The organism is Mesorhizobium vachelliae, from assembly GCF_033977325.1.
Taxonomy (GTDB): Bacteria; Pseudomonadota; Alphaproteobacteria; order Rhizobiales; family Rhizobiaceae; genus Mesorhizobium; species Mesorhizobium vachelliae.
In genome coordinates this window covers 1-25,656 of the sequence record NZ_JAVIIR010000034.1, presented here as the reverse complement: position 1 = coordinate 25,656, position 25,656 = coordinate 1, and the positions used below count along the sequence as shown (strand labels likewise).

Sequence of the window (25,656 nt, the reverse complement as noted above, 5' to 3'; positions counted from 1 at the left end):
AGCAACTCAATCGTCTCGGCCCAGCCGTCATCAACAAGCGATTCGTGTGTCATCCCCAGCGTAGAATCACAACCGATTCCGCGCCGCAATCCCTATCTTAGCGCCTATGCCGTTTACGGGGAGAAGGTGCCCGAAGGGCGGATGGGGGGCAGCGCCGTGCTTCTGCGAGTTCACACCCGGCCACCTGACATCGTGACTCACTTCGCTTTGCCAAGCTCTTGACTTCGCTGCGTCGATGCCCCCCTCACCCCGCCTTCCGCCCCATCATCCCATAGTGCACTGCGAGCAAATCCAGCCCGAGCTTCAGCAACTTGACCACCACGTCGCGCCCCTCGCCTGTGCGTTCGGCAATGGCCTTCACCGATTGGCCTTCGAGGCAGATCTTTCGCACCACCTCCGCCACATCCCAATGCGCCAGCGCGGCCGCTGCGTGGGCATGCGCACGGCCGGCCGACAGCACGCGGTCGGGGACGCCGCCGCCCACGCGGCCGGTGTCGACGCGCTCGCTCCAGGATTGCGGCTGCAGGCCCTCGCGCTGGCTGCGTTCGAAATCGTCGCGAAAACGTTGGCCGGCCTCGCGCTGCTGTCGCGTCAGCGAGCTGATGCCGGTGAGCGGATCGACATTGCGCAGGCGCACGACGCCGCCGGTTGAGGTGTAGCCGCCGTTCGACACCTCGTAGACGCGCCGCGCCTCGGCCGTGCCGGCAGTCAGCCGCTGGCGGCCGAAGGCGTCTTGCTTCAACGCGAAATCATGGCCGATCTCGCGGCGGATGCGCACCTGCTCGGCCTCGCCCTTGGGGAGTTTCGGGGGCTGAGTTTTCTTGGCGGCTTTGCGGGGCATGAGCGATCCTTTGCGAGTGGATAATTGGAAAGGTTGGCGGGACAGCGCCCCCCTCTGCCCTGCCGGGCATCTCCCCCACTTGGGGGGAGATTGGCGGTTTCGGCGCCGGCTCTCCCTTTCAACGTTGGCGGTTGGCAGGAGGCGAGGAAGAGAATGATCTCCCGGTTGGGGAGATTAGCGGTGTCGTTCGCCCCTATTCGCCGTCACCTCCCGCGATGGCCATGGAACCTGGCGTGGTGGTGCGCGCAGTAGCTGCGCGTGCCCGCGGTGCGTAAACCGCAGCACAGCATGTCCGTGCCGGGGCGCGCGCCCAGTGGGTCATCGTTGGCATCCTCGCGCAGCGCCAGATCGAGCGGCGCGCGGCAGCGACCGAACAGGCAGTCGATGAAGCGCATCGCCGCGACATGCGGCTGGCGGCCTGGGTTTACCGGAGGCGGCGGCGCCGGGAGCTTGTAGAGATGCGCCTCGGATTTTTCGCGAGCGCCGGGAGCGAGCCAGGCGGGCGGAAGCGTGCGCGCGGGTTTGCGCGCTTTGGGCTTTTTCGAGCTACGGTTGGTGCGAGCGCTAATGGCGTCCGGTTTCACTGTAACCGCAGGGACCGACACGTCGGCGGGACAGCGCCCCCCTCTGGCCTGCCGGCCATCTCCCCCGCTTGGGGGGAGATTGGCAGCTTCGATGCCGGCGCCCTCTATAAGTTCGGCGTATCTCGAGAGCGCTGCCGGTTCGGAGAGCGCCACGCCTCCAGCCGCCATCCTTCCGCGCCGACCCAATCGGTCTGGCCGGGCATGCTTCCTCGGCCTGCCGCCGGCGCGGCCACCTTTGGGGTTGGCGAAGCCGATGGCGCTCAAGCCGGCGTTGCGGTGGACGATGCCGATGATGGCGTTTCGCGAGACCGGACTGCCGCGCAGCGCGCTGAAGCGGCCGGCGATGCGCGAGGCAGAAAGCCCCTCCTTCAGCAAGGCGGCGATCTCGTCGATTTCCTTCTCGGTATAGGCGGCTGCCATCGTCTCATTCCACTGATTGCAAAGAGCTTGGGCGAAGCACCCGACTTCAGGCCGGGCGCCAGGGTTCGGCCGCGAGGCCGTTTGGCGGTCATCGAAAGGGTTGAAGGTCAGGCTGCGCCTGGCGCGTTCAAGCGAAGCAGCGTCGCCTCGGCGGCCGCCCGCGTCAGGCCCGACACCGCCCGGCCCGTCATTCGGTCGAACAGGATGACGGTGCCGTCCTCGGTGCGGATGCAGCTTATGCCCGAATTGGGGGCCGGAGCCGGGGGAGGAACGGCTCCGGCCGTTCCGGTGAACCGGGGTGCGGACGGTTCGACCGGATCCGGGGCAAGCGCCCCGGGATGCGCCCGGACCGGGGAGGAGGACGGTCCGGACGATGGGAATTGATGAGTCGAGGGGCGCGCGTTCATGCCCCCTACCAGCCCTGAGGTGCTCGTTGGCGGCGTCAGAATCACGGGCAGTGCGGAAATGCTTGCGGGATGCTCATTCATGCGCTAAGCGTACGTTATGTACGAAAACCGCGCAAGCGAAATCGTACACTTTGGACGATTATTTTCAGGCATTTTGTACGATGATGGATTCTCGGCACAGATTGCAGCAGGCGCGCGCCCAGGCCGGCTATGCTTCGCCCAGCGATGCGGCGCGGGCCTTGCGCGACATCAACAAGAACACGCTGATCAGCCACGAGAACGGCAACCGGCCATTGTCCCGGAAAGCGGCGGAGAAATACGGCCGGCTGTTCGGCGTCGATCCCGGCTGGCTGCTGTTCAATGGCGGTTTGGGGGCGGATGGCGCCGAGGCGGCGCCGGTCAGCCTCGCCTCTTCGCCCGTCACCGTCGACGTGCCGATCGTGTCCTGGATCAGCGCCGGCGAGCTCGGCAGCCAGGACAGCGTGGTCAATCTTTCCGACTATCCGACCATCCCCACCGCCGACCTCGAGGAAGGCGAATGGATCGCGCTGCGCGTCGACGGGCCGTCGATGAACAAGATCTCGCCGCCGGATTCGATCATCTTCGTCAATTTGCGCGACAAGCGTCTGGTGACCAATGGCTGCTACGTGATCGCCGACGAGACCGGACGCGCCACCTACAAGCGCTATCGCCCGAACGACAATCCGCCGTTCCAGCCGGCGTCCTATCTCGACATCCCGCCGCCGGAGCTGGAAGGGGCGATCACCATCATCGGGCGGGTGAAGCGGTCGATGATCGATATGTAAGGGTTAGACGCGAGGGATTGCCTTGCCTTCGGATTTCAGCTGGTCGAAATAAAAGCTCATTGCTTTGGGCGCTACCGCAACCAGGTTTCTTAAATAGGGAGTGCCGGGCAGCCCGATCTTTAGAGAGCGTCTGCCCTCCTGTTTAATTTCAAGCAAGTCGACGTCGCTCTTATCTCGGATGTATCGGTAGAAAAAAGTCACGAGATTCCGGTCTCAAACCTCGCGGTAAGGCGTGAGGATGTAGCAGCCCGTCTCGACAATCGAGGTCTCCGTGGCGAACAGCCGTGTTCTTGATCGGGAAAGCGGCGCCACAATCGACAGCAGAACGACGCGGGCCGCGACAGATGCGATCAATGCTATCTTTATTGTCCTGGCCTTGGGGTCTTGCCGAAAGCTTTCGGAGATCTCCCGAGAAGATTTCAGCACTATGACGATGATGACTACGGCCGTTATAGATCCTAGGAAAAGGACGGCCGTAAGATAGGAAACCAAAAGCCGCTCGCCGCAGGTGTATGAAGCAAAATCTCCGTCGCTGAGCGTGATTTCCATTCTGACTTCTTGGCCCCAAGCCGCGCCAAGATATCTCGATAGAAGCTGGACAGGTCAAGAGCACTCTACAAGGCCCGTCCGACGGCAAAAATGTAGGCATCGCAATTTCTGCTTGCATTCCGGAACAAAAACAGAACTATATAGGCAACCACGGCAGCAGCCGCGGTAACTCCGGGGGGAGGATCCAATCATGTCACGCCGCATCGGCGCGTTTTTGCGCGCGCTTGCTGGAGGGTTTTCTCGCGGGCCGCTGGTGGTCCTGGCGGGGATGGCGGTGCTTGGCGGGCTGGGCGAACCGGCGTCCGCTGTTGTCAAGGACCCTGCCCTTTGCTTTGGCGATGAAAAAAGCGCAGGCGATGCCAAAGCCGCAGCCGACCGCCGCATTGCCGCTTGCACCGCGATTGCCGAGGACGTCACCGAGGCATCGCCTTTGCGCGCCAAGGCCTATTTCTACAGGGCCGGGGCTCGGGACGACATGCAGGACTGGGATGGCGCGATCACCGATTATGGCGAGGCGATCGCGCTCGATCCCAAGCGGGCTTCGGCCTATTTCAACCGCGGGGCCGCGTGGTTCGACAAGGGAGACGACGACCGCGCGATCGCGGACTTCAACATGGCCATAAGCCTGGAGCCGTCCGACAGCCAAGCCTATTCCAGCCGGGGCTCGGCCTTCCTGCACAAGGGCAAGGTTGACGCGGCCATCCTCGACTTCCAGCAGGCGATCGAGGCCGATCCGCGAAACGGCAGGGCGCATGCCGAACTCGGCTCCGCCTTGGCCGCGACAGGCGAGCAGGAAAAGGCGATCGCCGCATATGACGAGGCGATCCGTATCGATCCGACGGACGTGACCGCCTTGGTCAACCGCGGCATCGCCCACGCCGCCAAGGGCAGGTTCGACCGCGCTATTGCCGATTACGACACGGCGCTGGGCATCGACCCCAGGAGCGCCGACGCCTATGCCAAACGCAGCGCCGCCTGGACCAACAAGAAGGAGTGGGTTCGCGCGATCGCTGACGCCAACAAGGCGATCGAGCTCGATGCTGGAAACATCGACGGCTATTACTACCGAGCCGTCGCCTGGGCGGGCAAAGGCAACGACGACCGCGCCACTGCCGATTTCGGCCAGGTGATCGCACTTGATCCGAAGGATGCCGGAGCCTGGTTCGCCCGTTCGCTGGTACGAGCCCGGCGCGGCGACGCTGCCGGCGCGGCGGCCGATTGCCGGAAGGCCATCGCGCTCAAGCCGGAAAAGGCCGGCGATTGTGATGCAGGGCCCGCCGACGCCGAGGCGCCGGCCGCGGAAACGACGGCCAAGCCGGATCTTTCCTCTTTGACCAAGCAGCTGTAGGCAACCGCCAGACGGATTCGTTCTAAAAATGCTGCCGCGCAAATCCAGGATGCATTGAAACAGCAGGTCTCCGGCGACGTGCCTGGCGCGATCGCTTCCTTCGGCTTTGCCATCTCACTCGACCCCGACAATGCCGACGCCTATTACGGCCGGGCGGTCGCAGCGGCCTCGCAAGGGGACTATGCCCTTGCCGCCAGCGATTGCCGGCGCGCCGCCGAGCTCGACCCGAAACGCGCCGATGCGTGCGCCGCGCTCATGGCTCAAACCGTTCCGGCCGCCGCGACGCAGGACCATGCCGCGCAGGATCGGGCCGCCCAGGATCGGGCCGCCGCCAGGGCACTGGTCGAACGCGCCGGGACGCGGCTGGCAAAATACGGCGTGGACGGCGCGCTGCTCGATTTCGACAAGGCAATCAGCCTCGATCCCGACAATGCCGACGCCTATCTGGGTCGCAGCCGCGCCAAGGCGCTCAAGGGCGACCAGGCCGGCGCCGCGGCGGATTGCCGGCGTGCCGTTGAACTGGACCCGAAGCGGACAGGAAGCTGTAGCGAACAGGTGGCCGATGACGAAAGCGGGCCGACTTCCCCGCCGGACATTCAACAGCCACAGCCCTCCGTCGCTGCTGGCGTTGAAATCCTGGCCGAGCAACTCGGTCAAGGTGAAGCAAAGCCAACCGGAAAGCAGGTGACCGACCCAGCTCAGGCGATTGACCAACGCGTGCTGAGCGCTGTGCAAAGTGGCGACACCTTCTTGGACGCCGGCAAATACGACCAGGCCATTGAGGAATATGAGAAGGCGATTGAGCTCGATCCGAGAAAAGCCTCGGCCTATGTCGGGCGCGGCACGTCGCTTGTCCAGAAAGGCATGTATGACGCAGCCATCGATGACTTCAGCAAGGTGATCGAACTCTATCCTACCTATTCAGACGCTTACATCGGCCGCGCTGTCGCTTGGACCAACAAGAACGAACTGGATCGCGCCATCGCCGATTACAGCCGCGTGATCGAACTCCACCCGCAATATGCGCCGGCTTATTTTGCGCGTGGCAGTGTCTGGTTCACCAAGGGCGACTACGAGCCTGCCATTGCCGATTTCGACCACGCGCTGAAACTCGACCCGAAGCTGGCCCTCGCCCGCAAGGGCCGCAAGCTGGCGATGATGGCAAGAGACGAAGCGAACGCCTCGAAGACACCACGCAAGGCTACTGGCGGGGCCGGCGAAACGGCGACTAGGCCGAGTTGGACTTCGCTAGCCGCGCAGACGTTCAACAAAGGTCAAGCGCTGTATGGAAAGAACGATTATGACGGAGCGATAATCCTTTACGGCAAAGCGATTGCGTTCTTCCCGTCATTCCATGATGCCTATCTGGCCCGCGCCATGGCCTGGGAATCGAAACGCGATTACGCTCATGCCATCGCCGATTACAGCCAGGCGATCGCGCTCGACCCGAACAATGCCGAGACCTACTATGGCCGCGGCCAGAATCGCAGTTTCCAGGGAGACGACGGAGCCCTCGCTGACTACGACAAGGCCATCAGGCTCAATCCGGTCGATGCGAGAATCTATGCCGATCGGGGTCTTATCCGGATGGGCAGACATGAGGATGCCGCCGCGCTGGGCGATTTCGAAAAAGCACTCAACCTCGATCGCAACAACCCCTTAGCCTATCTCGGCCGGGGTGTGATCCGGACCAGTAGGGCGGACTATGACGGAGCCATCGCCGATCTCGATCGGGCCGTTAAGCTCCTGCCGAATTTTGCCACTGCCTACAAAGCGCGAAGCCGGGCCTGGGAGGCCAAGGGCAACCATAAGCGTGCCGAGGCCGATCGCAAGAAGGCGCTGAGTCTCAAGTCCAATTAAGCATCGGCTGTAGGGAGCCAGCGGATGTCCTATCGGAAATGGTTGCAAGTGGCGGCGGTCTTCCCTGTGAGTTTCGTTGCGGCGAAAGTGATGCCAACGATGTTCGGCGGCGGCAGATATCACCACTATCAGTCGGTGACGAAGCCGCCCCAACCGCTGACGGCCGCCGACATCGATGCTGAGATCCGGAAGCAGGATCTCCAGATCTTCGAGGCTATCGCCCGGGAGTTTCCGGACGACTACGATGCGATGCTGCGCAAGATCACGGCCGCGGCCAATACTGGAAGCCAAATAGAAGTGCGCAATACCAGCAGACAGGCGGTCGCCGATCTGCGGCACAGATATGCACCGCTTCTGCCTTCCGCGCCGGACGGCGAGGTCTCGCAAGCGCTCTCAGCGCAACTCGACATGCTCAATCATGTGATGGCGCGCGAAACGCCAGCCACCTGCAATAATTACCTGCGCATTGGGCCGGACGCAGTCAGCGCGCCCGACAGTGAATTTCTGGCGCATCTGGACAAGATCGGCGCAACACTGTTCCACGCCTTTGGCGCTGCCAAAAGAAGCGGTTTGCCGGCTGCCGAACCTGAGGATCAGGACTGGTCGCTGGTCGCCGACGCCTTCACCAAAGGCGGCGGCACGCCGGCCGAGATGGAGGCCATCGCGAACAGTAATCAGGATTTCGCGGGCCTGTGCCCCGCAACGGCGAAATTGTTTGCGGCAGCCCTTTCGCTGTCGGGCGAACCTGGACGGCATATCAAAACCGCCCTGCTCTACGCCATTACGAAGAATTAGGCGCCGGTGACAAGGCGCGGCGCCAGTCATGTGATGGAAGGACTGCGGTGCAATGTTTCTCGCGAAACCCGTCGGCGACTCTGGCCGCTTACAGGCGGGTATCCGAGTGAAAGTCAGGCTTGCAGGTCAAATAAGAACTGGCCGAGGGATTACGGAATATTCTCCGGCATAAAGAACAAAAAAAGAACTTTCTCGTCTTGTGCCTGTCGTTGAAATCCCGTTAGATCGTGACTGCGTAAGGTTGGGGCCTCAATAGTGGAGAGGGTTGTGCGCAAATCTGTCAGAGAAAATCTGATTTCTGTTCTGTTGGCGTTTGCCTGCTCACTCGGTCAGCCGGTCATCGCGCATGCCGAGGACAGCACGGACTATCATCCGCAGAGCTTCACCCAGCCTCTGATCGCCGCAAGAGGCACCGTCAGCCCGGCCGGTGGCGGGGCTGTCTATCTGAAGCCGGAGGATCGCTGCAATCTGGTGGTGAAGGAGTTTGGCTGGGACCGCGGCCAGTGCGGCACGATCGACCAGTTGATCTTCGGCTTCACGCCGGAGATCGACAATTTGACCGTCGAGAAGCCGTTGTCGGACGGCTATGTGAGCTTGGCGGACTGGGATAGCAGCAACCGCAGCGCGGAAATCAGTTCGATCGAAGACAGTTTCAAGGAATCGGTGAAAGCGCAATCGGAGCGGTCCGGAAAGGACATCCGCTTCGACGGCTGGCTTGTCTATCCGCAAATAGACAAGGCCAAGAACATTCTCTACTACGCCAACATCCTGAACTGGGGCGGCGAGAGGACGATCAACATCTCGGTGTCGATCTTCGACCGCCAGGGCTATGTTCCGATGAAGATCGTGCCGGTGAACGGCAACGTCACAAGCGACGACGTGCAGAAGATCGTCGCGGCATCGGCCGCCGCCTACAAGCCACAGGCCGGCACGGCCTATTTTGATTTTTCCAGCGGCGACAAGATCGCAGGCTATGGCGCGCTGGGCGTGCTGGCGACCATGCTCGGCGTCAAATATGGTGGCGCCGCCAGCGCAGGGCTCATCGCGCTCGCCCTGGTGGTGTTGAAAAAGGGCGCCTTCCTCCTGCTTCTGCCGCTGGTGTGGCTTAGAAGGTTGTTCGGCCGCAGGAAGAAGGCGGACGGCTGAGGCGCGGTCGCCCGACGGCTCTCAAGTCTCGGCTGAATTCGCCAAGCCGGATGCGTCGATTGCATGGCGGTCGCACGAGTGGTCGGCTGGCTAAAGATTTTCGTGAATTTCTTATAACCGCCTTATCGTTCAAATTGTACGAATCCTGCTTGATTACTTTTCGTACATAAAGTACGATCCTTCCCTTCTTTTGAGGGGACTTACTTGGACACCGCGAACCATGCCGCTTTCGCCGACCTTTCCCGCCCCTTGCTGTCGCCACTGTCGCTCGCCGAGCGCGAACGTCTTGCCGGCGCCTGGCGCATGGCCAGCCAGGACATCGCCGACGACATCCGCTTCATCCAGCAATATCTGAAAGTGATCGCCGAGAAGGACGAGCGGCTTTCGACCGGCACGCTGGTGCATGGCCGCGCCTATGTCGAGGCCTGCGCGGCCTGGCTGCCGGAGACGGTGGCTCGGTATTCGCGCAATCTGAGGCTGATCAGTGAATGTGAAAGCGCGATGCTCGCGGCGGGGGTAAGGTTTGCCCGATCGAGCGACGCGTGGTGAGCCCGGACAATCGCACCGCTACAACCCTTAGGCCGCCCGCCGAAAAATGCATCGTTTCACACAATTGCCAATTGGTGGACGCGCGAGAGCGGCCGGTGGTTAATTCCTCTCAGGCGAAGGAGGGTAAAGCCGCAACCAGGGAGGAATTCGTTTTGATGGATCAGCGCATCGACATCGGCATACAGCCCGACGATCAGCCCTACGAAGTCACCTCATTCGCCCGGAAGCATGGCCTGACCATCCCCGTCGCGGACGCGGTCCTTTTCGCCAAAGGTCCCTCGCCGTCGCGGGCCGCCTGCGATACGGCCGCGCTGGCTTTCCTCTGCGCGGTCGCGCGATATGCCGGAAAGCAAGGGGAGCGGTAGAACCTCCCCTACTACCGCAGCTGAACTCCCACTACCGGTTGAACTGCAGCCCCGCGCTGTGGAATTCAAGCATCTCCGTGCGGCAAACCGTCGGGCGCGGGTACCCACACCTGGTCGTTATCGGTATGAGCCGTCGGCTGCGCGGCCGCAGGAGATCAGGCCTTGGCTTTCGGTTTGGCCGCCTTTGCCTTGGCGGGGGCCTTGGCGGCTTTGGGCTTCTCGGCCTTGGCGGCGGCCTTCTTCGGGCTCTTGGCTTTTCCCTTGCCGGCCGCATCGATCTCGGCGGTCGCCTGGTCCCAGTGCTCGAGATGCGCGCCTTCCGGACGGCCTGCCCGCTCCCAGATCTCGTGCGCCCGCTGGCGAATGCGTTCGTGCCTGTCGTCCGTCACTGTCGCCTCCTAAGGTTGGGACGGTTCCCCAACGCGAACATTAGCCGAATTTTCGCACGGCGTCTTGGGTATCGACGCGGTGCGCGGACGCAACTTGACGCAAGATCAGGTGATGGCCCGTTAATCCTCCGAGAGCACCACGATACCGAGATGCGCGGCCTTCTTGACGATCAGCCCGGTGAGATCGGCGTCGGAGCGCTCGGTTCCGGTGCGCTCTCGCAGCAGCGTGACCGCCTGCCTGATCGACAGCAACCCATCGCCACGCTCGGCCAGCAGCCTGTCGACTTGGCGCGCGATGTCCGGTGATTCGACGTGTGGATGATGCATGGCAACGACTCCTTCCGCGCTTCGTTGCCTCCCAAACCGCTGCCTATTTTAGGCCTTTTGCCGGGATGCGAGAAGAGCCCGATCCTTCCGCGATGCTCCAGCGGAAGGATCGGGCTCTTCAGGGCCAGATGTTACTGGATCACCTGAACGACGCGGCGCGTGCCGGGGTCGATCAGCACCGTATGATCGTTGACGACCGCATAGCGGTACTGGACGTCCGGAACCTCCTGCAGCTCGACGGTGTCAGGCACAGTGGAACCTATGCCGAGCTCGAGGCCGAGCACGTTCACCGAGGCGACCGGATGCTTGTGGACATATTCCTTGACCACGGTCTGCTGCTCAGGGGTGACGATCACCTCGTCCGCGGCCGCGATGCCGATGCCGGCCATGAGAGCCAGGCCGGCGACAGCTGGAATGAGGATGGTTTTCATCGTTTCTCTCCTGTTGCGTTGGCGAGCTCCGCCATGCTTCCGCGAGAGCGGAAACACGGCAGGTCGAAAGTTGGAGCTCCCGGGGCAAACGCCCTCGGCAAGGTGTTGTTCCGTCAGCGACGACTAATTGACTTTGCGGAACCTTCGCATCGGCCCTGCATTGGAAGGCATTGAAACTTCCCAAGACTTTGAAATCCATAGGGCGCGGCGTCATGCGAGAAGGTTCCATCAGAAGCGACATCGAACTTCAGGCCCCGGTGGCGATCGCGGTCGGCGCCGGTTTCAAACGCGAGATCACCTCGCTGACCGCGATGCAGAACTTCCTCAAGGAGTGGCCTCCGGCTACGCAGGACGAGAGCTACATCACCGCGCTGCGCTCCTGCGAAGCGGCACGGGCCGGAGAGATCGATCTCGACAAGGCGCGGCAGGCATTCCTGGTCTTTGCGAAGAAGGCGGGGATCGAGTGGACCGGCGCCGATCCGGTCGTGAAGCTGCGCGAAGCAAAGATCAGGCGCAGCCGGGCGCGCGAAAGCCGGACGCAGAATCGACACGTGCCAGGATAGGTCCAGCTTTGGCGCATTCAGGCTCACGCCACACGTATCGGCCACAAATTCTAAGCGCATCGCGATCCTTTCAGGTTCGCTCTACGCGCTTTAGGTTCTTGATTTTACGCATGTCTTTATCCCGAAACCGGTTCCCACTTTTCGGGAGACATGCTTCAGGGCCGGCGGATCCTGGGAGCAAGCCGGGCGCCGCATCGCGTGCGTCCTGCCTGCAGACCGCCGCCTCGCCGGCCGACGGTCGACTGGATCGATACGGGATTTCGGCTGGTGGCCGCTGTCAGCTCGGTGTCGATTCACCCAGCGCCTCGGTAACGAAGGACGCGGCGATCAGATCGTCCGCGTCGATGCGTAGGGAGCCCTCGCCGCCCCCCATGATGGCCGCGACTTTCTGGAAGGTCTTCATCTCATGCTCGGTGATCCGGGCGTCCCGCATCCTGGCTCTCAGATCGGCAACCCGCATCCCGAGCGAACGGGATGTTCCGATTTCTCGTTTCGACATGTCGGTTAGTCTCCTCCCCCAACCCGTGCCTGTTTTCGCCGCCGCCCGAATCCGCATCCTGCGCATGCTTGTGTTCGCTATGAGGCAAATCGCGAACACAGAAGCGTCAACGCAGGGCTCCGGCGAAGGTTCCGTTAGCGTTTGGTAACGAATTAATACTGGTTAACGGCCAACCACCGCCGGCGGCACGCCGTTAACCAGCAAGTGAATGGACCCTACTGCAGGACCTGGACGATCTTGCGTGTGCCGGGATCGACGACAACCGTCTGATTGTCGACGACAACGTAACGGTATTTGACGTTCGGCACTTCATGCAGTTCGACAGTGTCGGGCAGGACGCTGCCAACACTGAGCTTGACGCCGGGAACCTCGATCGAGGCCAGCGGCTGCTTATGCACATATTCGCGGATGACCGTTTCCTGCTCGGGCTCGATCACGACGTCCTGGGCGGCTACCGCGCCAGCACCGGCGAAAAGCAGCAGGCCCGCGGCAGCGGTTGTGAGGTGCATCTTCATTATCTTCTCCTTGCTTTTACAGGTTGCCTCTCACGCTGCGCCTGCGATTTCACAGCCGGTGGCATTTGTGCGTAACGCCAATCGGCAGGCCTTGTTCCTGCAAAACCTGCTGCCGTCATTTTCACGAAAACATCGTCGGCGACCGGCTCGACAATTTCGGAACAATGCTTTTCGGGCGGGGTTTTCTCAGCGAAGGGACCTAACTTTCCGAGGAGAAATCCGATGAAACACCTGCTTATCACGAGCATGATCGCGCTCGGCGTCGGCTGCGGCGCCGCGATGGCCCAGACCGAATCCGCACAGCCGAGCGGCGGCGACAATTGCGCGGCCGGCACGGCCGATTGCCAGAAGGGCGGCAAGACCGGCGGACAGGCCCAAGGCGAGATGAAATCGAAGACCGAAATGAACGCCCAGGGCAAGGCCGGAGCCAACACCGAAGAGCAGGCCCAGGGCAAGGCCAAAATGAAGACTGATGAGCAGGCTCAGGGTCAGTCAGGCGCCAATACCGACCAGAACGCCCAGGACAATACGCAGTTGAAGAAGAAGCAGCAGGCCCAGGGCAAGACCGGCACCAACACCGAGCAGAACGCCCAGGGCAACACCAAGATGCAGACCGAGCAAAACGCTCAGGGCAAGACCGGTACGAACACCGAGCAGAATGCCCAGAGCAATACCAAGATGAAGACCGACCAGCAGGCCCAGGGCAAGGCCGGCACCAACACTGAGCAGAATGCTCAGGGCAGCACGAAAATGCAGACCCAGCAGAATGCCCAGGGCAAGACCGGCACCAACACAGAGCAGAACGCCCAGGGCAACACCAACGTCGAGACAGACCAGAACAAGACGGCCTCGATCAACAACGTGACGGTGGAGCAGAGGACGCAGATCACACAGGTCATTCATGAGACCCATGTCGAGCCGGTTCGAGACGTCAGCTTCGACGTCTCGGTCGGCGTCGAAGTGCCGCGCCACAAAGTGCGTCTGCACCGTCTGCCGGCCCGGATCGTCAAGATCGTCCCGGCTTATGAGAGCTATGAGTATTTCGTGCTGGCCGACGGACGCATCGTCATCGTCGACCCGGATACCTACAAGATCGTGGTGATCCTGACCTGATCCGGACAGCATAGCGGATAGGGCCCGCCCGCGTGGCGGGCCTTTCGCTTGCCAGGGACATCCGAACACGCCCAGTAGCCGCCTGTTAGATACGCGTCGAATTCTGCTGCCTGGGGAACGATCCGCCGCAATTCCCGGTTGTCCCAACGGAAGTCCTGCGTCCGTCGTCCCTATCAGGGCCGGACGAAAGGGCGATGGGCCAGCGGGCAAGTCGTTCAAGCTTGCGGTCCACCCGGAAAAGGTGCATGGGACGAGATGGGTAGAGATATGGGCGAGATCGCCGGCGACCGAATGTGGTCGCGGCGCTCGGTTGGGCAAATGTATTTTCCGCAGTTTCTTGTGGGAATGGTAGTAACGCTTCTGGTCATCCTCGGCTGGACCTTCATGTCCACCGGATCTGTCTGGATGGCGATCGGCTGGACGTTCCTGGCAGCTGTTGTTTTGCAGGTCGGCTATTTCGCGGCCGTGCTCTGGCTCGTGCACGGTGAAACCCGCGTGGCCGATGAGGGCAAGGCGGACGCAAGCCCGGCGCCTGCGAAGATGCCCGGCCCGTTCGAGCGCGACGGCATCATCCACGCTCTCATCTTGCGGCTGTTCCCGAAACTGCTTCCCTAAAGCGCGGCATTTCGCGGTCCGCCGCGGCCGATCATCCTTCAAGAGGCGGCCGCGCTGCAAAGCCCGGCACGCCGCATTCTACGCTCGAGTGCACGAGCCGGGCTACGCCTCGGCGTCAGGGCTCCGAAGCGCCATCAACTTGCATCGCCGCCGGCAGGCAACCCTTAACGAAGTTACCGCAGCGCAACGCAAACGGCAGGCTTGCAACCGTCGGAACTGCGGCCCCGGCTGGCTGCAATCCTGCCGGGTTCGCCGAACTGGATCGTGATGGCGTTTCGTTGAATCGCCTTCACGGTCTAACTTCTTGGAGCAAGATCTTTCTCCGAAACCGGTTCCCGCTTTTCGGGATCATGCTCTCGACTAGCGTGCGGTGGCTGGTGAGGCCGAGCGCACCGTCTGCGACGACGAGAAGACGACGAAGCCAAACACCAGCACCGCAGCGGCGACGATCAGCGAGCCGATCGCCACGACGGGCTCGATCTCCGGGTGGCCTGCCGCCAGCATCCAGTAGAGCGCAGGCAGCATGATCACGAGGCCGATCGTATAGAGGCCGTAATGGATCATGGCGATGCGGCGCTCGGCCTTGGCAGGGTTGAGCGCATAGTAGCCACCGAAGATGGCGCTGGTGACCCAGCCAAGAAGGTTGATGTGAGCATGCGCCGGGAAGGCGCCATGATCGCCCGAAATCGCCATCTGCAGCCCGGCGGCGATGCCCAGGATGAGAAAGACGATGGCCGTCTTGAAGAAAAGCTCCGAAACCCGTGGCATTTGTTCCTCCCAATGCCTCATTAAACCCGACTCAAGTCTACATCGCGCAAGGGATATTAGCCATCACACATCTAGGTCGGTGCGGTGTTGGGCGAAAGCCGAAAGATTTGTTGTACCGGCAGCCGGCTTCCCAAAAAAATGGCTCGCCTCTTTCGAAGCGAGCCAAAAGGAGCCGGGCTTGAGGTCGGCTCCATCCAGGTTGCCACCTGAATTTCATGTATAGTTAACGTAGCAAAGCCTGGAGTTTATTCCAGCGCAAGTCTTTCCCCGATCGGGTACCGCGAACAAACGCGCCGGCCAGGAGTCCCTTCCCTTCTAGTCGACGGGCGAAACCATGGTAGAGCGCCGCCACGGCGTGGACGGCGATCAGCCCTATGGAAGCCAGCTTGGCGAGCGAATGGACGTCACCCCAAGATCGCGCAGATAGAACGCAAGAAGCCCGATTGCCGGCGTTGCCAGCAACAGCACGTAGAACAGGCTGCATGCGCGGCGACCCACATCCATCTCGGTCTCCGTCCGGTGGGCGCCGGCGCCGGGCGCCAGTCGAACAAGTACAAGCGCGCTGGCCGTAGCGTTCACGACCAGCCCCGGGCGCCTTGCAAGTGCGTGGCATTTAGGCAATGCTTGGGATCGGGGGAGTGGTTTCCGTAATTTCGGAAGCACGATTACATGTTCATCGACTACTACGAACTTCTGGAAATAAGCCCGAACGCCAATTCTGAGACCATCGAGCGGATCTTCCGCTACTTTGCCATGCGCTATCATCCCGACAATCGGGAAACCGGCAATGAATCGCGTTTCAGCGAGATCGTGGAAGCCCACAATACGCTTCGCGATCCGACCAAACGGGCACAGTACGACATCCTTTATCGCGAGCATCTGGGCCTTCGCCACGAGCTCACGGAAGGAGCGCGCGACGGCGGTGGCATGGAGAGGGATAGCGTCATCCAGGCCAATCTTTTGTCGCTTCTCTATGTGAGGCGCCGGCGGGACGTCAACAATCCGGGCATCGGCGACGAGGAGCTCGAGCGCCTGTCGGGCTGCCCTCGCGAGCATTTGGAATTCCATCTGTGGTACCTCAAGGCGAAGGGCTTCATCGGCAGAACCGAGAACGGAACATTCGCCATTACCGTCGAAGGCATCGACCACGCCGGGGCCAGGCGCAGCACGGGTCACACCGACACCACCCGCCTGCTCGACCACGCCGACTGAGGCAGGCTGATTCGCAAAAAGCCGCCGGGCGAGCCCGGCGGCGTCCTCGTTCGCCCTCTGGTCGGTTAGACCGGCCTTATGGGGTCGTTGTCGCCGATGTGGTCGTCGTCGCCGTGGCGGCGGCTACGGCGTCGATCTTGCCTGCCAGGGTATCCTTGGCCCAGGCGGTGACGGCGGCGTCGACCGGCTTGTTGGCCATGTCGGTAAGGGCGGCGTCCAACGAGGTGTCGGTTGGAGGCGGCGTATTGGTTGCCGTGGTCTGGGCGGCGGCGAGCGCGTTTTGTGCCGCGGTCAGCGCGGCGTTCGCGTCATCCAGTTGCTGCTGGGTCGGAGTGGGCGCGCCGGGCGCGGTCAGCGCATCTAAGGCGGCCTGGGCAGCATCCACGGCCTTCTGAGCCGCGTCAACCGCGGCTTGTGCATTCTGCGCCGCCGCGGCCTGCGTCACATAAGCCTGGATGCCGGCGAACTTCTTGCTCTTGGAATTCATGTAGGCGTTGATGTTGCGCTGCAGCGAGTTCAGCCGACCGAGCTTGGCGTGAAGGTTCTTGTCCTTCGGCGTGGCGGCTGTCGTCGTGTTGTCGGTCGAGCTGTCGTCAGACGCGCTGTCGTCCGAGGCGCTGTCGGTGCCCTTGTTGTGGCCCGGCGCGGAAGCCGACTTGCCATGCGAGGCGCCGCTGTTGCCGTTGCCATTGCCACCGGCATTGCCGCCGCCGTTGCCATTGCCATTGCCGCCGCCATGGCTGCCGCCGTTGCCATTGCCGTTGCCGCCGCCGGCGAGCGCGGGGGCGGCCGCGAGCGCAAGGATGGCAAGGGATGCTAGGAGTGTCTTTCGCAATGTCATTGTGCTTCTCCGCAAATGAATCGTCGTCACATGGCCCAACCGCTAGGCAGCCTCTTATGAGAATTTCCTAACGGCGTCGGATAAACTTTAAGCGATTGCGGTCGCGAAATGAGAGCATGGCGGCCGCCGCCCGGAAATTTTCGCGAAGAATCGCCTTAACACATTGAAATGTAATGGAAATACAAAGGACCGAGCACCCCTGGGCCGTTTGAAACAATGAGGGCCCTGTCCCGCCAGACCATGGTCCCAGCGGCGTTCCCCACATGGGCGAAGCCACGCAAACACAGAACGTCCACCTAAAAGCGCGTCGCGATCTTTCAGTTTCGCTTAGTTTCGCTCTATGCGCTTTTTAGGTCTTTGATTTTGCGTATGTCTTGCCCCGAAACCGGTTCCCACTTTCAGATTCGCTCCATGCGCTTTAGGCTTTTGATTTTACGCATGTCTCCCGAAACCGGTTCCCACTTTCGGGGGACATGCTTTGGCGCGAGAGCAAGGCCGTCAAGCAGGAATGCGCCCGGCTCGGGGGCGGCTAAACCGAAAGATCCGAGGCTTCCGTGTCGCCGGCATCCTGATCCGCGGATGCCGCGGCGTCCGCCCCCTGACCTTCACCTGAACCGGTCGGGGAAAGCACCGTCAGATCCATCCGGGCGATCCGGGACGCGGCCTTTCCTTGCGCGTTTGGATCGCTGGCATCCGTCTCGGAAACCGAGGCCTTTGCAAGATGGCCAACGCTTTCGGCGCTGTTGCCTAGGAAGGCTTCCGACGACACATGGGTCTTGCCCGGATGATGCACCAGGCTGGTACCATGCCGGCTTCCAACAACAGAGGTCATGACTGCGCTCCTGATATGGACGACAGCAAATCCATAGCATTCCGGGCTGGCGCGAGCCTTGCGACTTTAGAGGTCGCTAAGATGGCGCATTCATGCCGCGTGGCGACCGAGGCGGAGGCAAGGAGCGGTTCCGCGCCCGGTCCGGCGTCTTATTGCGCCCGCCACCACAGGGGCGACAGGCGCTCACGAGACGGGATGCCGCTAAAGCATGTCTCCCGAAAGTGGGAACCGGTTTCGGGACATGCGTAAAATCAAAAACCTAAAGCGCATGGCGCGAATCTGAAAGATCGCGACGCGCTTTAGGTCCGCTTGGCTACAGCAACCAGTCGGTTATGAAGCTGGGCATATGCGTGGCGTGCTGGTCGATCGCGCTGGTCGCGTCGGCCGGCAGAGTGACATCCGCATGAGGCGCAAAATAGTCGCTGGCAGCGGGATGGTCCGCTGCCGTGAGGGCAGCATCGAACGCGGCTGGCGGCAGGTGGCCTTTTGCTTGATCGGGCAGTACGTCGAACACGTCGACAGGCATTGGGAATGAGGTTGGTTTACCTGACATTGAGCTCCTCCACGCCACCCCGCGCAATATTAGATCAAACTAATATCTTGCAACAAGCCTTCCATTGGTCGGTAAATCGTTGGGACCAAGTTCCATCTCCCCGCTTGCAGCGTACAATTCCGGACGGAGCCTACGACGAAGTCGCCGGGCCTGACCGCTTACGGTTTTCCTGGAATTGCTCTAACCGCCGACCAACGGCACGGTCACCGAGGTGGTGTAGCTGATCGGGAAATTGCTGAAATAGGGGAAGCTGATGACGAAGGCATAGCTGGCGTTGACATGGGCCATGGTAAAGCCGCCGCTCGGCGGATCGGTGGTGATGGTGACGCTGACATTCTGCAGCCCAAGCGCCTGCAGCTTCTGCGTGGCGATGGCCTGGATGTCGGCCTGGGTTAGCGTGTTGTTGAGCTGCAGCGAACGCGCGGAGGCTTCGAGCGCATAGCGCACGCTGGATATGCTGTTCATCGACCAACCGAAGGCGAAGATGCCGAACAGGAGCATGATGAGGAAAGGCGCAACCAGCGCGAATTCGAGACCGGCGCCGCCGGATTCATTGCCGCCAAATGCCGAAAGCCGGAGTCTTCGTTCAGCGCACACGGACCACCTGCACATGGCCGATCAGGGTATTGTCTGGGTATGGGCCGAAGGTGAAGGGCGGGATCCAGGTGCCGGATGCCTGAATCTGGACGTAGACAGACGGCGCTTTCGGTCCACTGCATAAGGTCGACGCGTCGACCACGGTGGTGCCGCACTTATAGATTCGACTAATCGTGACCTGCGCGTCGGAAGGCTTGTTCTCCCAACTCCCCAGCGCGACGCTCTGTGTCGCGCTGTCATCGGCGGATCCTGCCATCACAAAGTTCGCTGCCGTCTTCACGCCGGCGCGCATCGATAGCGAACTGGTGACATAGGACCAGCCGTCCATGATACCGAGCAACGCTGCACACAGGACCGGCAGGACCAGCGCTAACTCGACCGCGGCTATGCCCGTTCTATCACGAATGGCCGTAAAGAGTTGGCTGGCCACAGGTTTCACTCGACGACCGCGACCGACTGTGCCGCCGGAATGTCCTTCATCCCAAGGCTGGAGCAGTCCTGATTGATGGTCGAATTGCCCGACCACTGGATGGTGTCGGCAACGACCTGCGTGCAGCCGTTCACGCCCGAGAAATTGCCAAGATAGTTGACCTGCTGCCTGGGGAAGTAGATCGCGCCGGTCAAAAGCGAGTTCGCGGTGCCGTTGAAGGTGCTCTGCGCCGCGGTTCCCGTCCTGTCGCCGTAGAACAGCACGCCGGAATAGGTGCCTGAGGTCGGCGCGCTCAGCGTCACGGTCGCATTGCCGTTCATGCTGACGGTGTTGCTGCCCGCCATGAAGATGGTCACGCCGGTGCAGGGTGCGGCGCAGGTGATGACCGCGCCAGCGTTGATCTTCAAATTGCCCTGCAGGACATAAACGCCGGAAGAAAGCGCGACATTGCCATTGAGGCTCATGCCATTGCAGTAGGTGCCCGGCTGGATCGTCTGGGTCGTCTTGTTGCCGTTGACGTTCTGGCACGGGTTGGTAGCGGCGGGCGCAGGGAGACTAGCGAACGGATCGGCCGCCGGCAGGGCCTGGGTGATCGGGGCCTTGCAGACGGTGGTCACCGGGTTGTTCAGCACCACGCCGCCGGCTGAAATCAGGCAATCGGCCTGAAGTCCCGCCGACCCCTGCACCTTGATGGCATCGTTGGCAATCGAATTCGCCATGATAACGCATCCGGTCAGCTTGACGCTGGTGCTGCCTGAAAAGAGCGCCGCCTGGGAGGCCGAGGGGTTGAGCGCTTCCATGCATGCCTTCGAAGCGTCGGTGATCAGCGCCACCGCCCTCGCCTGCTCCGGAACCTTCGTCTGTGTGAAAACGGACGTGAAAATGCGGTCGAGGTTCTGGTTGAGGATGACCTCCACCGCCTTCTTGGCCGTGTTTGGCCCCGAAGTGGGCGGCGTATTGACGACGATGGTGCCCCCGCCCAGCCCGTTAGAGGCGGCCGATGACGTGGCGGCCGCCGTAATCGTCGCGGTGTCGGACCCCTGGACCTTTTCCAACGCGCCGGCGTAGGCGGCGGCGTCGGCGATCGCCTGTAGCTTCAGGCTTGAATAGTACCAGTAGGAGGTCTCTATGCCGAGCCCCGCGCCGCCGACGACGACCGGCAGGGTGAGCGCGAATATGGTCGCGACATTGCCGCCCTTGCCTTCGCAAAAGCGTCGAAAAGAAAGTCGAGAAAAAAGATGTCTGAAGAAACCGCCCGAAAAGGCCATGGCCAAGCGCGCCCCAAGCTATCCCAGCCCTCACGTCATCATTGCGGTATGAACGAATGCCTAATTATTTCGCTCGACTTTTGCCGGTAGGCCCCTCGCGCTCCGCTGTCCCCACCTTGCGCCGCGCCGACTAAGACCTAAGGCCTAACATATATCGGACTTAAGATGTAAGCATATGTAAAAGCTAATATTTTAGCACTTTCTGCATTTTATCTTTTTTGCAAATCGCTCGTTGAGACGGCGCGCCTATCACATACCGCATATCGGCGAGGATAGGCTCCATGTTGGGACGGTTTTTGGCATCGAGGCGCGGCAACTTCGCGGTCGCGGCCGCGGTCGCCATGGTTCCGCTTATGCTTGGCGTGGCGGCGTCCATCGACCTGATAGGCACGAGCGACGACGCCGCGCAGTTGCAGAACTCGCTGGATGCGGCCGGCCTGGCGATAGGCACGAGATACCAGGCAAGCATGTCGGCGAGCGACGTGCAGCAACTCGGCCAGACCTTCTTCGCGGCCAATATGAGCGCAACCGACGCGCAGGAGCTGTCGGGCAGCCTCGCCGCCTTCCAGGCCAGCGCAAGCGGTGATCCGGGCGCCTATTTCATTTCGCTGTCGTCGAGCATCAGCCGGCCGGCCTTCATCAGCGGCATGCCGGCCTGGCCGGCGACGCGCTCAGCCTTGGTCAAGCTCAAGCCCGGCGCGCAAGCCTGCGTGCTTGCGCTCAATCAGCACGCCGACAGCGCGGTCAACCTGCAGGGCTCGACCAATGTGGCGATGAACGGCTGCGTGATCGCGGCCAATTCGGACGCGCCCGATGCCGTCAATCGCGGAGGCTCGGCGATCGTCAGCGCGGGCTGCGTCTCGACGGTCGGCGGCACGCAAGGGCTGACGCCGCCCAACGCCACGCTTTCCTGCGGCGCGCCACATGAGAACCAGTATGCTTCGTTCGATCCGCTGGCCAATGTCGTTCCGCCTGCCTACACGCTCTGCCTGCCGGTGCCCAACGGCAAAACGGTGACGCTCTCGCCGGGCACCTATTGCGACAAGACCCTGTCGGGAAAGATCACCCTCAATCCCGGCACCTACATCTTTCGCAACGTCACCATAAAGCCGGGCGGCAACGGCAGCCTTACCGGCCAGGGCGTGACGATCTTCCTGATGGAGAACTCGCAGCTTTACATCAACGCCAACGAGCAGGTGAACCTCTCACCGCCGACGAGCGGCCCTTACGCCGGCATCACCATCTTCCAGGCGCATGGTAACACCCAGCCGCTGACGCTCAACGGCGGATCCGGATCGGTGGTCAGCGGTTTCATCTACGCCCCCGACGCCGCCATCACCTATACCGGAAATTCGGACATGAACGCCCAGGGCAGTTGCCTGCGGCTGGTCGGCGATACCGTCGCGATGATTGGAAACTCGGCCGTAAAGTCCGATTGCACGGCCGAGCTGGGGGGCCTGGCGGCGTATGCGGGTCGGATGATCACCCTGGCGAAATAAGCACCAGTCTCCCATCTGTCGGAGATTACGCGTGGCCCACGATATCCGCGCCCGCCTGCTCGTCGAAAAGCACCGCGCAGCCGCGCTCGAGCGCGACCTGCGTCAAGGCGTTGGTCGCATCCTCATCCGACGAGACGAAATCGCCGGTCAAGACGCGCAATTCCTCGACAGCCTTCGACATCGGCACGACACGCCCGGCCAAACGATCGCTCGCGCATGCGTTGATGACGCATAGAAGATCGATGAGTTCGAAATTATTCATGGCGGCCTCCGCCAGCGCCATCCCTTCGCTCATTCAACGGCATGAGCCGCGGACTGGTTCCCTCGCCTGCCTTCATCCGGTGGCCTGACGGGCGCGAGCTTGAGATCAAAGCGGGCCGGCAGGCACGGCTCGACACAGGCCTTGCGCACCGATCCGGTGGCGATCGTGTCGATTGGAAGAAGGACTACCATCTGGGCATGGCTTTGTGGCGAGAGCGGCCTGCCGAAGAGCAGGAAGACGCCCCCGACCAGGCCGGCAAAAAGCAGCGTGGCAAACAGGTTCGCGATGATCTTGCCGGGTTGCATGGCCAGCAACTCCAAGAGCGGCCCCAGGAAGGAGTGCCCGCCATATCGCAGGAATGGCGGGCACCCGTCGTCAACCGCCGATGAAGGGACTTTGTCCGGCGGCTTGCTAGCCAATGAAATGAAGCCGCTACGGTTGCCTCCAAATCGGCATCTCGGGCCTCTGCGTTGCCGCGGTGAGACTTCGGTCCGAACCTGCTCCGGGACCGTCGCCCGGCCGCGAACACTCGCCTTCCACGACAACGCACCAAGCGCTTGGCCGAGCTCATGGTCGCCCCGATTACATTAGCAATCACTCATAATAAGGCTTATGAATAGATGGCGGTCGCCGACGATCGCAACGTCAGGCGCCGCTTCACACATGGGAGGGCTACCATGACCGAAGTTGCAATGAACGTGACAAAATTCGAATCCAAATCGCACAACAATCCCGACGAGGTCCGCGCGCCTGCCAAGACGCGTGTCGAGATCGTCCGGCTGCCGGGCTATACGCTCGGGCGGATGAACATGCAGCCGGGCTGGAAATGGTCCGAATGCGTCAAGCCGGTGGTCAAGACCGACAGTTGCCAGGTCTCGCATGTCGGCTATGTCGTATCCGGCTCGATCACGGTGCGGCTGACAGACGGCACACAAAAGACCTTCGAGGCCGGCTCTTCCTACACCATCCCGCCCGGCCACGACGCCTGGGTCGAAGGCAGCCAGCCGTTCCAGTGCATCGAGGTGCTGAGCGCCGAGCAATACGCCAAGCCTGCATAAGACGGCTCATGGACCGGCCGCGAAGGCAGGCCTGCCGTGGGATTGGGGCGAGCCGTCGCTCCGATCCCTTTCGCGGGTGCAAACGCCGTCTCATTCATTCGAATGAAGCACCTCGTTCGTTTGCCCGTAGACAAACGAAACTGCCTTACGTGCGCTTGACACGAGACTGCTTTTGTTCTCTCTCTGTTCCTGAAATCCGCCCTGTTCCAACAGAGAAATCTAATGCTGCAGCGCGGCAGGGCGGTGGGCCGCAGACAGGAGCGCGGGATGCTCGGAACGAACGCCGCTGCAAGTGCCGCCACCATCCTGCATGCCGATCTTGACGCCTTCTACGCCTCCGTCGAGCAGTTGCTCGACCCGTCGCTGCGCGGCAAGCCGATCGCCGTCGGCGGCGGCGTGGTGCTGGCGGCTTCCTATGAGGCCAAAATCTTCGGCGTGCGCGGCGGCATGCCCGGCCGCAAGGCGCGCGAGCTCTGCCCGCAGCTCATCTTCGTCGGCGGCCGCTTCAGCGAGTATCAGCGCCTCGGCGACGCAGCGATCAAGGTGCTCGGCGATTTCACGCCGCTGGTCGAGCGCATCTCGATCGACGAGGCCTTTGCCGACGTCGCCGGCTGCACGCATCTGTTCGGATCGCCTCAAGAGATCGCGCGAAAAATCCGCGAGCGGGTGAAGGCCGAGCTCGGCCTGCCGATCTCGATCGGCGTGGCGCGGACGAAGCATCTCGCCAAGATCGCCTCGCAGGTAGCCAAGCCCGACGGGCTGGTGGTGGTCGAGCCCGGCACCGAGCTTTCCTTCCTGCACGACTTGCCCGTAACGCTGATGTGGGGTGTCGGCCCGGCGACCAAGGCGAGGCTGGCCGAGATCGGCGTCGAGACGATCGGGCAGCTGGCGCGCACGCATAGCGGCGCGCTGGAACGGCTGATCGGCCATGCCGCCGGCCAGAAGCTCGCCGCGCTCGCCTGGAACCGCGACCCACGCAAACTTGAGACGCATCGACGAGCGCATTCCGCCGGCGCGCAGTCGGCGCTTGGCAGGAAGCCCGCGCTGCCGCGCGTCTTCGTGCCGACGCTGCTGCATCTGGCTGACCGCGTCGCAAGTCGCCTGCGCGCCAAAGACCGGCCGGGCCGCACGGTCACAGTGCGCGTTCGCTTCGCCGACATGCGCGCGGTGAGCCGCTCGATCACGCTCGACCAGCCGATCCAGGCCACCGCCATGCTGGCCGAAATCGCCGAGGAGCTGGTGCGCGGCGTGCTTGCCGCGCATCCGGGCGAGCGGGACATCTCGCTGCTCGCCATCTCCGTCTCGCATCTGGAGGAGCATGCCGAGCTGCAGCTCGAACTGCCGCTCGGCCTGGCGGACGAGAAGCTGAAGCCCGGCAGCCGCAAGGGCCTTGCCCGCTTCGGCGCCGACCGCGCCATCGACAAGATCCGCCAGCGCTTCGGCAAGGAAGCGGTCGGCTACGGCACGGTGGCGCTTGAAGCGGCGCGCTCGGTGCCGGACGGGTTCAGGGAGCTGGCGGAGAAGGCGTTGTGAGGGGGAGCGGCCGGCGACTCTCTCATGCGACGTAAGAGATTGGCGAAAGCAGCCGCGACGGCCAATCTCCCCCCTCGTGGGGGAGATGTCCGGCAGGACAGAGGGGGGCGCCGTAGAGTAGAAACGTGGGCGACACAACTCTTACAACCCAAGCCTGACCATGCCACATACGCCTCTGCCGCCGAGACATCGCGCCAACGCGAGATCGATGCGTAAGGTCATGACCGATGCCGAGTTGAAGCTGTGGAACGAGCTTCGTGCACATCGACTCATGGGCCTCGGCTTCCGTAGGCAGTTTCCGATCGCGAGCTATATTGTCGACTTTGCCTGCCCGCAGAAGAAGCTGATCGTCGAGGTCGATGGCTCACAACACAGCGACGCAGATAGTGCGGACGCTGACGAGGTTAGAACCAAGCGCTTGGAGCAGGATTGCTGGATAGTCCTGCGCTTCTGGAATGGCGATGTCATCCGCGATATCGACAATGTCTGCCAGCATATTGTTATCGTGGCAGGATTGGCTGGACCGATTTGAGAAGCTGGCGGGACAGCGCCCCCCTCTGTCCTGCCGGACATCTCCCCCACAAGGGCATAAGCGCTAAGATAGTGTTGGCATGGACTGAAACTTGCGTTTTCGTGGTGGCTCACGCCAACGATGTCGCAAGGCATGGAGATTTTGACGCA

At 62.1% G+C, this 25,656-nt stretch carries 33 protein-coding genes and 1 pseudogene; 16 read left to right on the top strand and 18 right to left on the bottom strand.

What is annotated here, in order from left to right; genetic code table 11:
- Positions 1-244: 244 nt before the first annotated feature.
- Entirely contained in the window at positions 245-841 is a 597-nt protein-coding gene (locus RFM41_RS33160) for a DUF6456 domain-containing protein (RefSeq protein WP_320253362.1), read from the bottom strand.
- A 203-nt stretch (positions 842-1,044) separates the two neighbouring features.
- Complete coding sequence (locus tag RFM41_RS33155) at positions 1,045-1,845, bottom strand: GcrA cell cycle regulator (protein WP_320253363.1); 801 nt, start codon at positions 1,843-1,845, stop codon at positions 1,045-1,047.
- Between the two features lie 568 nt (positions 1,846-2,413).
- On the opposite strand from RFM41_RS33155, the gene RFM41_RS33150 reads away from it, so the two are divergent.
- Entirely contained in the window at positions 2,414-3,058 is a 645-nt protein-coding gene (locus RFM41_RS33150; protein WP_320253364.1) for a LexA family transcriptional regulator, read from the top strand.
- Between the two features lie 213 nt (positions 3,059-3,271).
- On the opposite strand, the gene RFM41_RS33145 is transcribed toward RFM41_RS33150, so the two are convergent.
- Positions 3,272-3,607, bottom strand: a complete 336-nt coding sequence (locus tag RFM41_RS33145; protein WP_320253365.1) for a hypothetical protein — start codon at positions 3,605-3,607, stop codon at positions 3,272-3,274.
- A gap of 190 nt (positions 3,608-3,797) precedes the next feature.
- Here RFM41_RS33145 and RFM41_RS33140 point away from each other — a divergent pair, with 190 nt between their 5' ends.
- The 7 genes and pseudogenes from RFM41_RS33140 (at position 3,798) to RFM41_RS33110 (ending at position 9,670) form a co-directional block, all read left to right on the top strand.
- A complete protein-coding gene (locus tag RFM41_RS33140) occupies positions 3,798-4,955 on the top strand; it encodes a tetratricopeptide repeat protein (RefSeq protein ID WP_320253366.1) in 1,158 nt (385 codons plus the stop codon).
- Between the two features lie 78 nt (positions 4,956-5,033).
- Positions 5,034-5,177, top strand: a pseudogene (locus RFM41_RS33135) (tetratricopeptide repeat protein); the annotation flags it as partial.
- Positions 5,178-5,210: 33 nt separating this feature from the next.
- Positions 5,211-6,815, top strand: coding sequence for a tetratricopeptide repeat protein (locus tag RFM41_RS33130; protein WP_320253391.1), 1,605 nt, complete (start codon positions 5,211-5,213; stop codon positions 6,813-6,815).
- A gap of 24 nt (positions 6,816-6,839) precedes the next feature.
- Positions 6,840-7,610: a hypothetical protein gene (locus tag RFM41_RS33125; RefSeq protein ID WP_320253367.1), complete on the top strand. Its 771-nt coding sequence runs from the start codon at positions 6,840-6,842 to the stop codon at positions 7,608-7,610.
- A gap of 267 nt (positions 7,611-7,877) precedes the next feature.
- On the top strand, positions 7,878-8,756 hold the full coding sequence (locus RFM41_RS33120) for a DUF2167 domain-containing protein (RefSeq protein WP_320319343.1): 879 nt from the start codon (positions 7,878-7,880) through the stop codon (positions 8,754-8,756).
- A 204-nt stretch (positions 8,757-8,960) separates the two neighbouring features.
- Entirely contained in the window at positions 8,961-9,305 is a 345-nt protein-coding gene (locus tag RFM41_RS33115; RefSeq protein WP_320253369.1) for a hypothetical protein, read from the top strand.
- Positions 9,306-9,460: 155 nt separating this feature from the next.
- On the top strand, positions 9,461-9,670 hold the full coding sequence (locus tag RFM41_RS33110; RefSeq protein WP_320253370.1) for a hypothetical protein: 210 nt from the start codon (positions 9,461-9,463) through the stop codon (positions 9,668-9,670).
- A gap of 155 nt (positions 9,671-9,825) precedes the next feature.
- On the opposite strand, the gene RFM41_RS33105 is transcribed toward RFM41_RS33110, so the two are convergent.
- The 3 genes from RFM41_RS33105 to RFM41_RS33095 all read right to left on the bottom strand — a co-directional run bounded on the left by RFM41_RS33105 (position 9,826) and on the right by RFM41_RS33095 (position 10,817).
- Positions 9,826-10,059, bottom strand: a complete 234-nt coding sequence (locus RFM41_RS33105) for a DUF2934 domain-containing protein (RefSeq protein WP_320253371.1) — start codon at positions 10,057-10,059, stop codon at positions 9,826-9,828.
- 120 nt (positions 10,060-10,179) lie between these two features.
- Positions 10,180-10,386 carry a hypothetical protein gene (locus RFM41_RS33100; protein ID WP_320253372.1) on the bottom strand — a complete coding sequence of 69 codons (207 nt, stop codon included), beginning with the start codon at positions 10,384-10,386 and terminating at the stop codon, positions 10,180-10,182.
- Between the two features lie 131 nt (positions 10,387-10,517).
- Complete coding sequence (locus RFM41_RS33095) at positions 10,518-10,817, bottom strand: DUF1236 domain-containing protein (RefSeq protein WP_140753234.1); 300 nt, start codon at positions 10,815-10,817, stop codon at positions 10,518-10,520.
- Between the two features lie 212 nt (positions 10,818-11,029).
- Between RFM41_RS33095 and RFM41_RS33090 the strand changes: the two genes are divergently transcribed.
- On the top strand, positions 11,030-11,380 hold the full coding sequence (locus RFM41_RS33090; protein ID WP_320253373.1) for a DUF982 domain-containing protein: 351 nt from the start codon (positions 11,030-11,032) through the stop codon (positions 11,378-11,380).
- Positions 11,381-11,657: 277 nt separating this feature from the next.
- On the opposite strand, the gene RFM41_RS33085 is transcribed toward RFM41_RS33090, so the two are convergent.
- Positions 11,658-11,879 (bottom strand): hypothetical protein, encoded by a 222-nt coding sequence (locus RFM41_RS33085; protein ID WP_073987460.1) that lies wholly within the window; start codon positions 11,877-11,879, stop codon positions 11,658-11,660.
- Positions 11,880-12,094: 215 nt separating this feature from the next.
- Positions 12,095-12,394 carry a DUF1236 domain-containing protein gene (locus RFM41_RS33080; RefSeq protein ID WP_073987459.1) on the bottom strand — a complete coding sequence of 100 codons (300 nt, stop codon included), beginning with the start codon at positions 12,392-12,394 and terminating at the stop codon, positions 12,095-12,097.
- A gap of 222 nt (positions 12,395-12,616) precedes the next feature.
- Here RFM41_RS33080 and RFM41_RS33075 point away from each other — a divergent pair, with 222 nt between their 5' ends.
- Together RFM41_RS33075 and RFM41_RS33070 are read left to right on the top strand one after the other, a co-directional pair.
- On the top strand, positions 12,617-13,507 hold the full coding sequence (locus tag RFM41_RS33075; RefSeq protein WP_430691596.1) for a DUF1236 domain-containing protein: 891 nt from the start codon (positions 12,617-12,619) through the stop codon (positions 13,505-13,507).
- A gap of 267 nt (positions 13,508-13,774) precedes the next feature.
- Entirely contained in the window at positions 13,775-14,122 is a 348-nt protein-coding gene (locus RFM41_RS33070; RefSeq protein ID WP_320253375.1) for an exopolysaccharide production repressor protein, read from the top strand.
- 360 nt (positions 14,123-14,482) lie between these two features.
- On the opposite strand, the gene RFM41_RS33065 is transcribed toward RFM41_RS33070, so the two are convergent.
- Together RFM41_RS33065 and RFM41_RS33060 are read right to left on the bottom strand one after the other, a co-directional pair.
- Positions 14,483-14,890 carry a hypothetical protein gene (locus tag RFM41_RS33065; RefSeq protein ID WP_320253376.1) on the bottom strand — a complete coding sequence of 136 codons (408 nt, stop codon included), beginning with the start codon at positions 14,888-14,890 and terminating at the stop codon, positions 14,483-14,485.
- A 372-nt stretch (positions 14,891-15,262) separates the two neighbouring features.
- Positions 15,263-15,394, bottom strand: coding sequence for a hypothetical protein (locus RFM41_RS33060; protein WP_320253377.1), 132 nt, complete (start codon positions 15,392-15,394; stop codon positions 15,263-15,265).
- A 165-nt stretch (positions 15,395-15,559) separates the two neighbouring features.
- On the opposite strand from RFM41_RS33060, the gene RFM41_RS33055 reads away from it, so the two are divergent.
- Positions 15,560-16,102 (top strand): DnaJ domain-containing protein, encoded by a 543-nt coding sequence (locus tag RFM41_RS33055; RefSeq protein WP_320253378.1) that lies wholly within the window; start codon positions 15,560-15,562, stop codon positions 16,100-16,102.
- A gap of 76 nt (positions 16,103-16,178) precedes the next feature.
- Here RFM41_RS33055 and RFM41_RS33050 read toward each other — a convergent pair whose 3' ends face one another.
- The 6 genes from RFM41_RS33050 to RFM41_RS33025 all read right to left on the bottom strand — a co-directional run bounded on the left by RFM41_RS33050 (position 16,179) and on the right by RFM41_RS33025 (position 20,623).
- Positions 16,179-16,943 carry a hypothetical protein gene (locus RFM41_RS33050; protein ID WP_320253379.1) on the bottom strand — a complete coding sequence of 255 codons (765 nt, stop codon included), beginning with the start codon at positions 16,941-16,943 and terminating at the stop codon, positions 16,179-16,181.
- A gap of 529 nt (positions 16,944-17,472) precedes the next feature.
- Complete coding sequence (locus tag RFM41_RS33045; RefSeq protein WP_320253380.1) at positions 17,473-17,775, bottom strand: hypothetical protein; 303 nt, start codon at positions 17,773-17,775, stop codon at positions 17,473-17,475.
- A 313-nt stretch (positions 17,776-18,088) separates the two neighbouring features.
- Positions 18,089-18,328, bottom strand: a complete 240-nt coding sequence (locus RFM41_RS33040) for a hypothetical protein (RefSeq protein ID WP_320253381.1) — start codon at positions 18,326-18,328, stop codon at positions 18,089-18,091.
- Positions 18,329-18,508: 180 nt separating this feature from the next.
- Positions 18,509-18,925 carry a TadE/TadG family type IV pilus assembly protein gene (locus RFM41_RS33035; RefSeq protein ID WP_320253382.1) on the bottom strand — a complete coding sequence of 139 codons (417 nt, stop codon included), beginning with the start codon at positions 18,923-18,925 and terminating at the stop codon, positions 18,509-18,511.
- The gene (locus tag RFM41_RS33030; protein WP_320253383.1) at positions 18,915-19,355 is read right to left on the bottom strand and encodes a TadE/TadG family type IV pilus assembly protein; all 441 of its coding nucleotides are present in this window, start codon (positions 19,353-19,355) and stop codon (positions 18,915-18,917) included. The genes RFM41_RS33035 and RFM41_RS33030 overlap by 11 nt, the downstream gene beginning before the upstream one ends.
- A gap of 5 nt (positions 19,356-19,360) precedes the next feature.
- Positions 19,361-20,623, bottom strand: coding sequence for a TadE/TadG family type IV pilus assembly protein (locus RFM41_RS33025; protein ID WP_320253384.1), 1,263 nt, complete (start codon positions 20,621-20,623; stop codon positions 19,361-19,363).
- A 281-nt stretch (positions 20,624-20,904) separates the two neighbouring features.
- Between RFM41_RS33025 and RFM41_RS33020 the strand changes: the two genes are divergently transcribed.
- On the top strand, positions 20,905-22,122 hold the full coding sequence (locus RFM41_RS33020; protein ID WP_320253385.1) for a DUF7305 domain-containing protein: 1,218 nt from the start codon (positions 20,905-20,907) through the stop codon (positions 22,120-22,122).
- A gap of 25 nt (positions 22,123-22,147) precedes the next feature.
- Here the strand turns inward: RFM41_RS33020 and RFM41_RS33015 are convergent, their stop codons facing one another.
- The gene (locus tag RFM41_RS33015; RefSeq protein WP_320253386.1) at positions 22,148-22,384 is read right to left on the bottom strand and encodes a hypothetical protein; all 237 of its coding nucleotides are present in this window, start codon (positions 22,382-22,384) and stop codon (positions 22,148-22,150) included.
- A 29-nt stretch (positions 22,385-22,413) separates the two neighbouring features.
- Positions 22,414-22,704, bottom strand: coding sequence for a polymerase (locus tag RFM41_RS33010; RefSeq protein ID WP_320253387.1), 291 nt, complete (start codon positions 22,702-22,704; stop codon positions 22,414-22,416).
- A gap of 357 nt (positions 22,705-23,061) precedes the next feature.
- Here RFM41_RS33010 and RFM41_RS33005 point away from each other — a divergent pair, with 357 nt between their 5' ends.
- The 3 genes from RFM41_RS33005 (at position 23,062) to RFM41_RS32995 (ending at position 25,507) form a co-directional block, all read left to right on the top strand.
- Positions 23,062-23,442 (top strand): cupin domain-containing protein, encoded by a 381-nt coding sequence (locus RFM41_RS33005; protein WP_320253388.1) that lies wholly within the window; start codon positions 23,062-23,064, stop codon positions 23,440-23,442.
- Between the two features lie 267 nt (positions 23,443-23,709).
- Positions 23,710-24,975, top strand: coding sequence for a DNA polymerase IV (gene dinB, locus RFM41_RS33000; protein WP_320253389.1), 1,266 nt, complete (start codon positions 23,710-23,712; stop codon positions 24,973-24,975).
- A 160-nt stretch (positions 24,976-25,135) separates the two neighbouring features.
- A complete protein-coding gene (locus RFM41_RS32995; protein ID WP_320253390.1) occupies positions 25,136-25,507 on the top strand; it encodes an endonuclease domain-containing protein in 372 nt (123 codons plus the stop codon).
- Positions 25,508-25,656 lie beyond the last annotated feature (149 nt).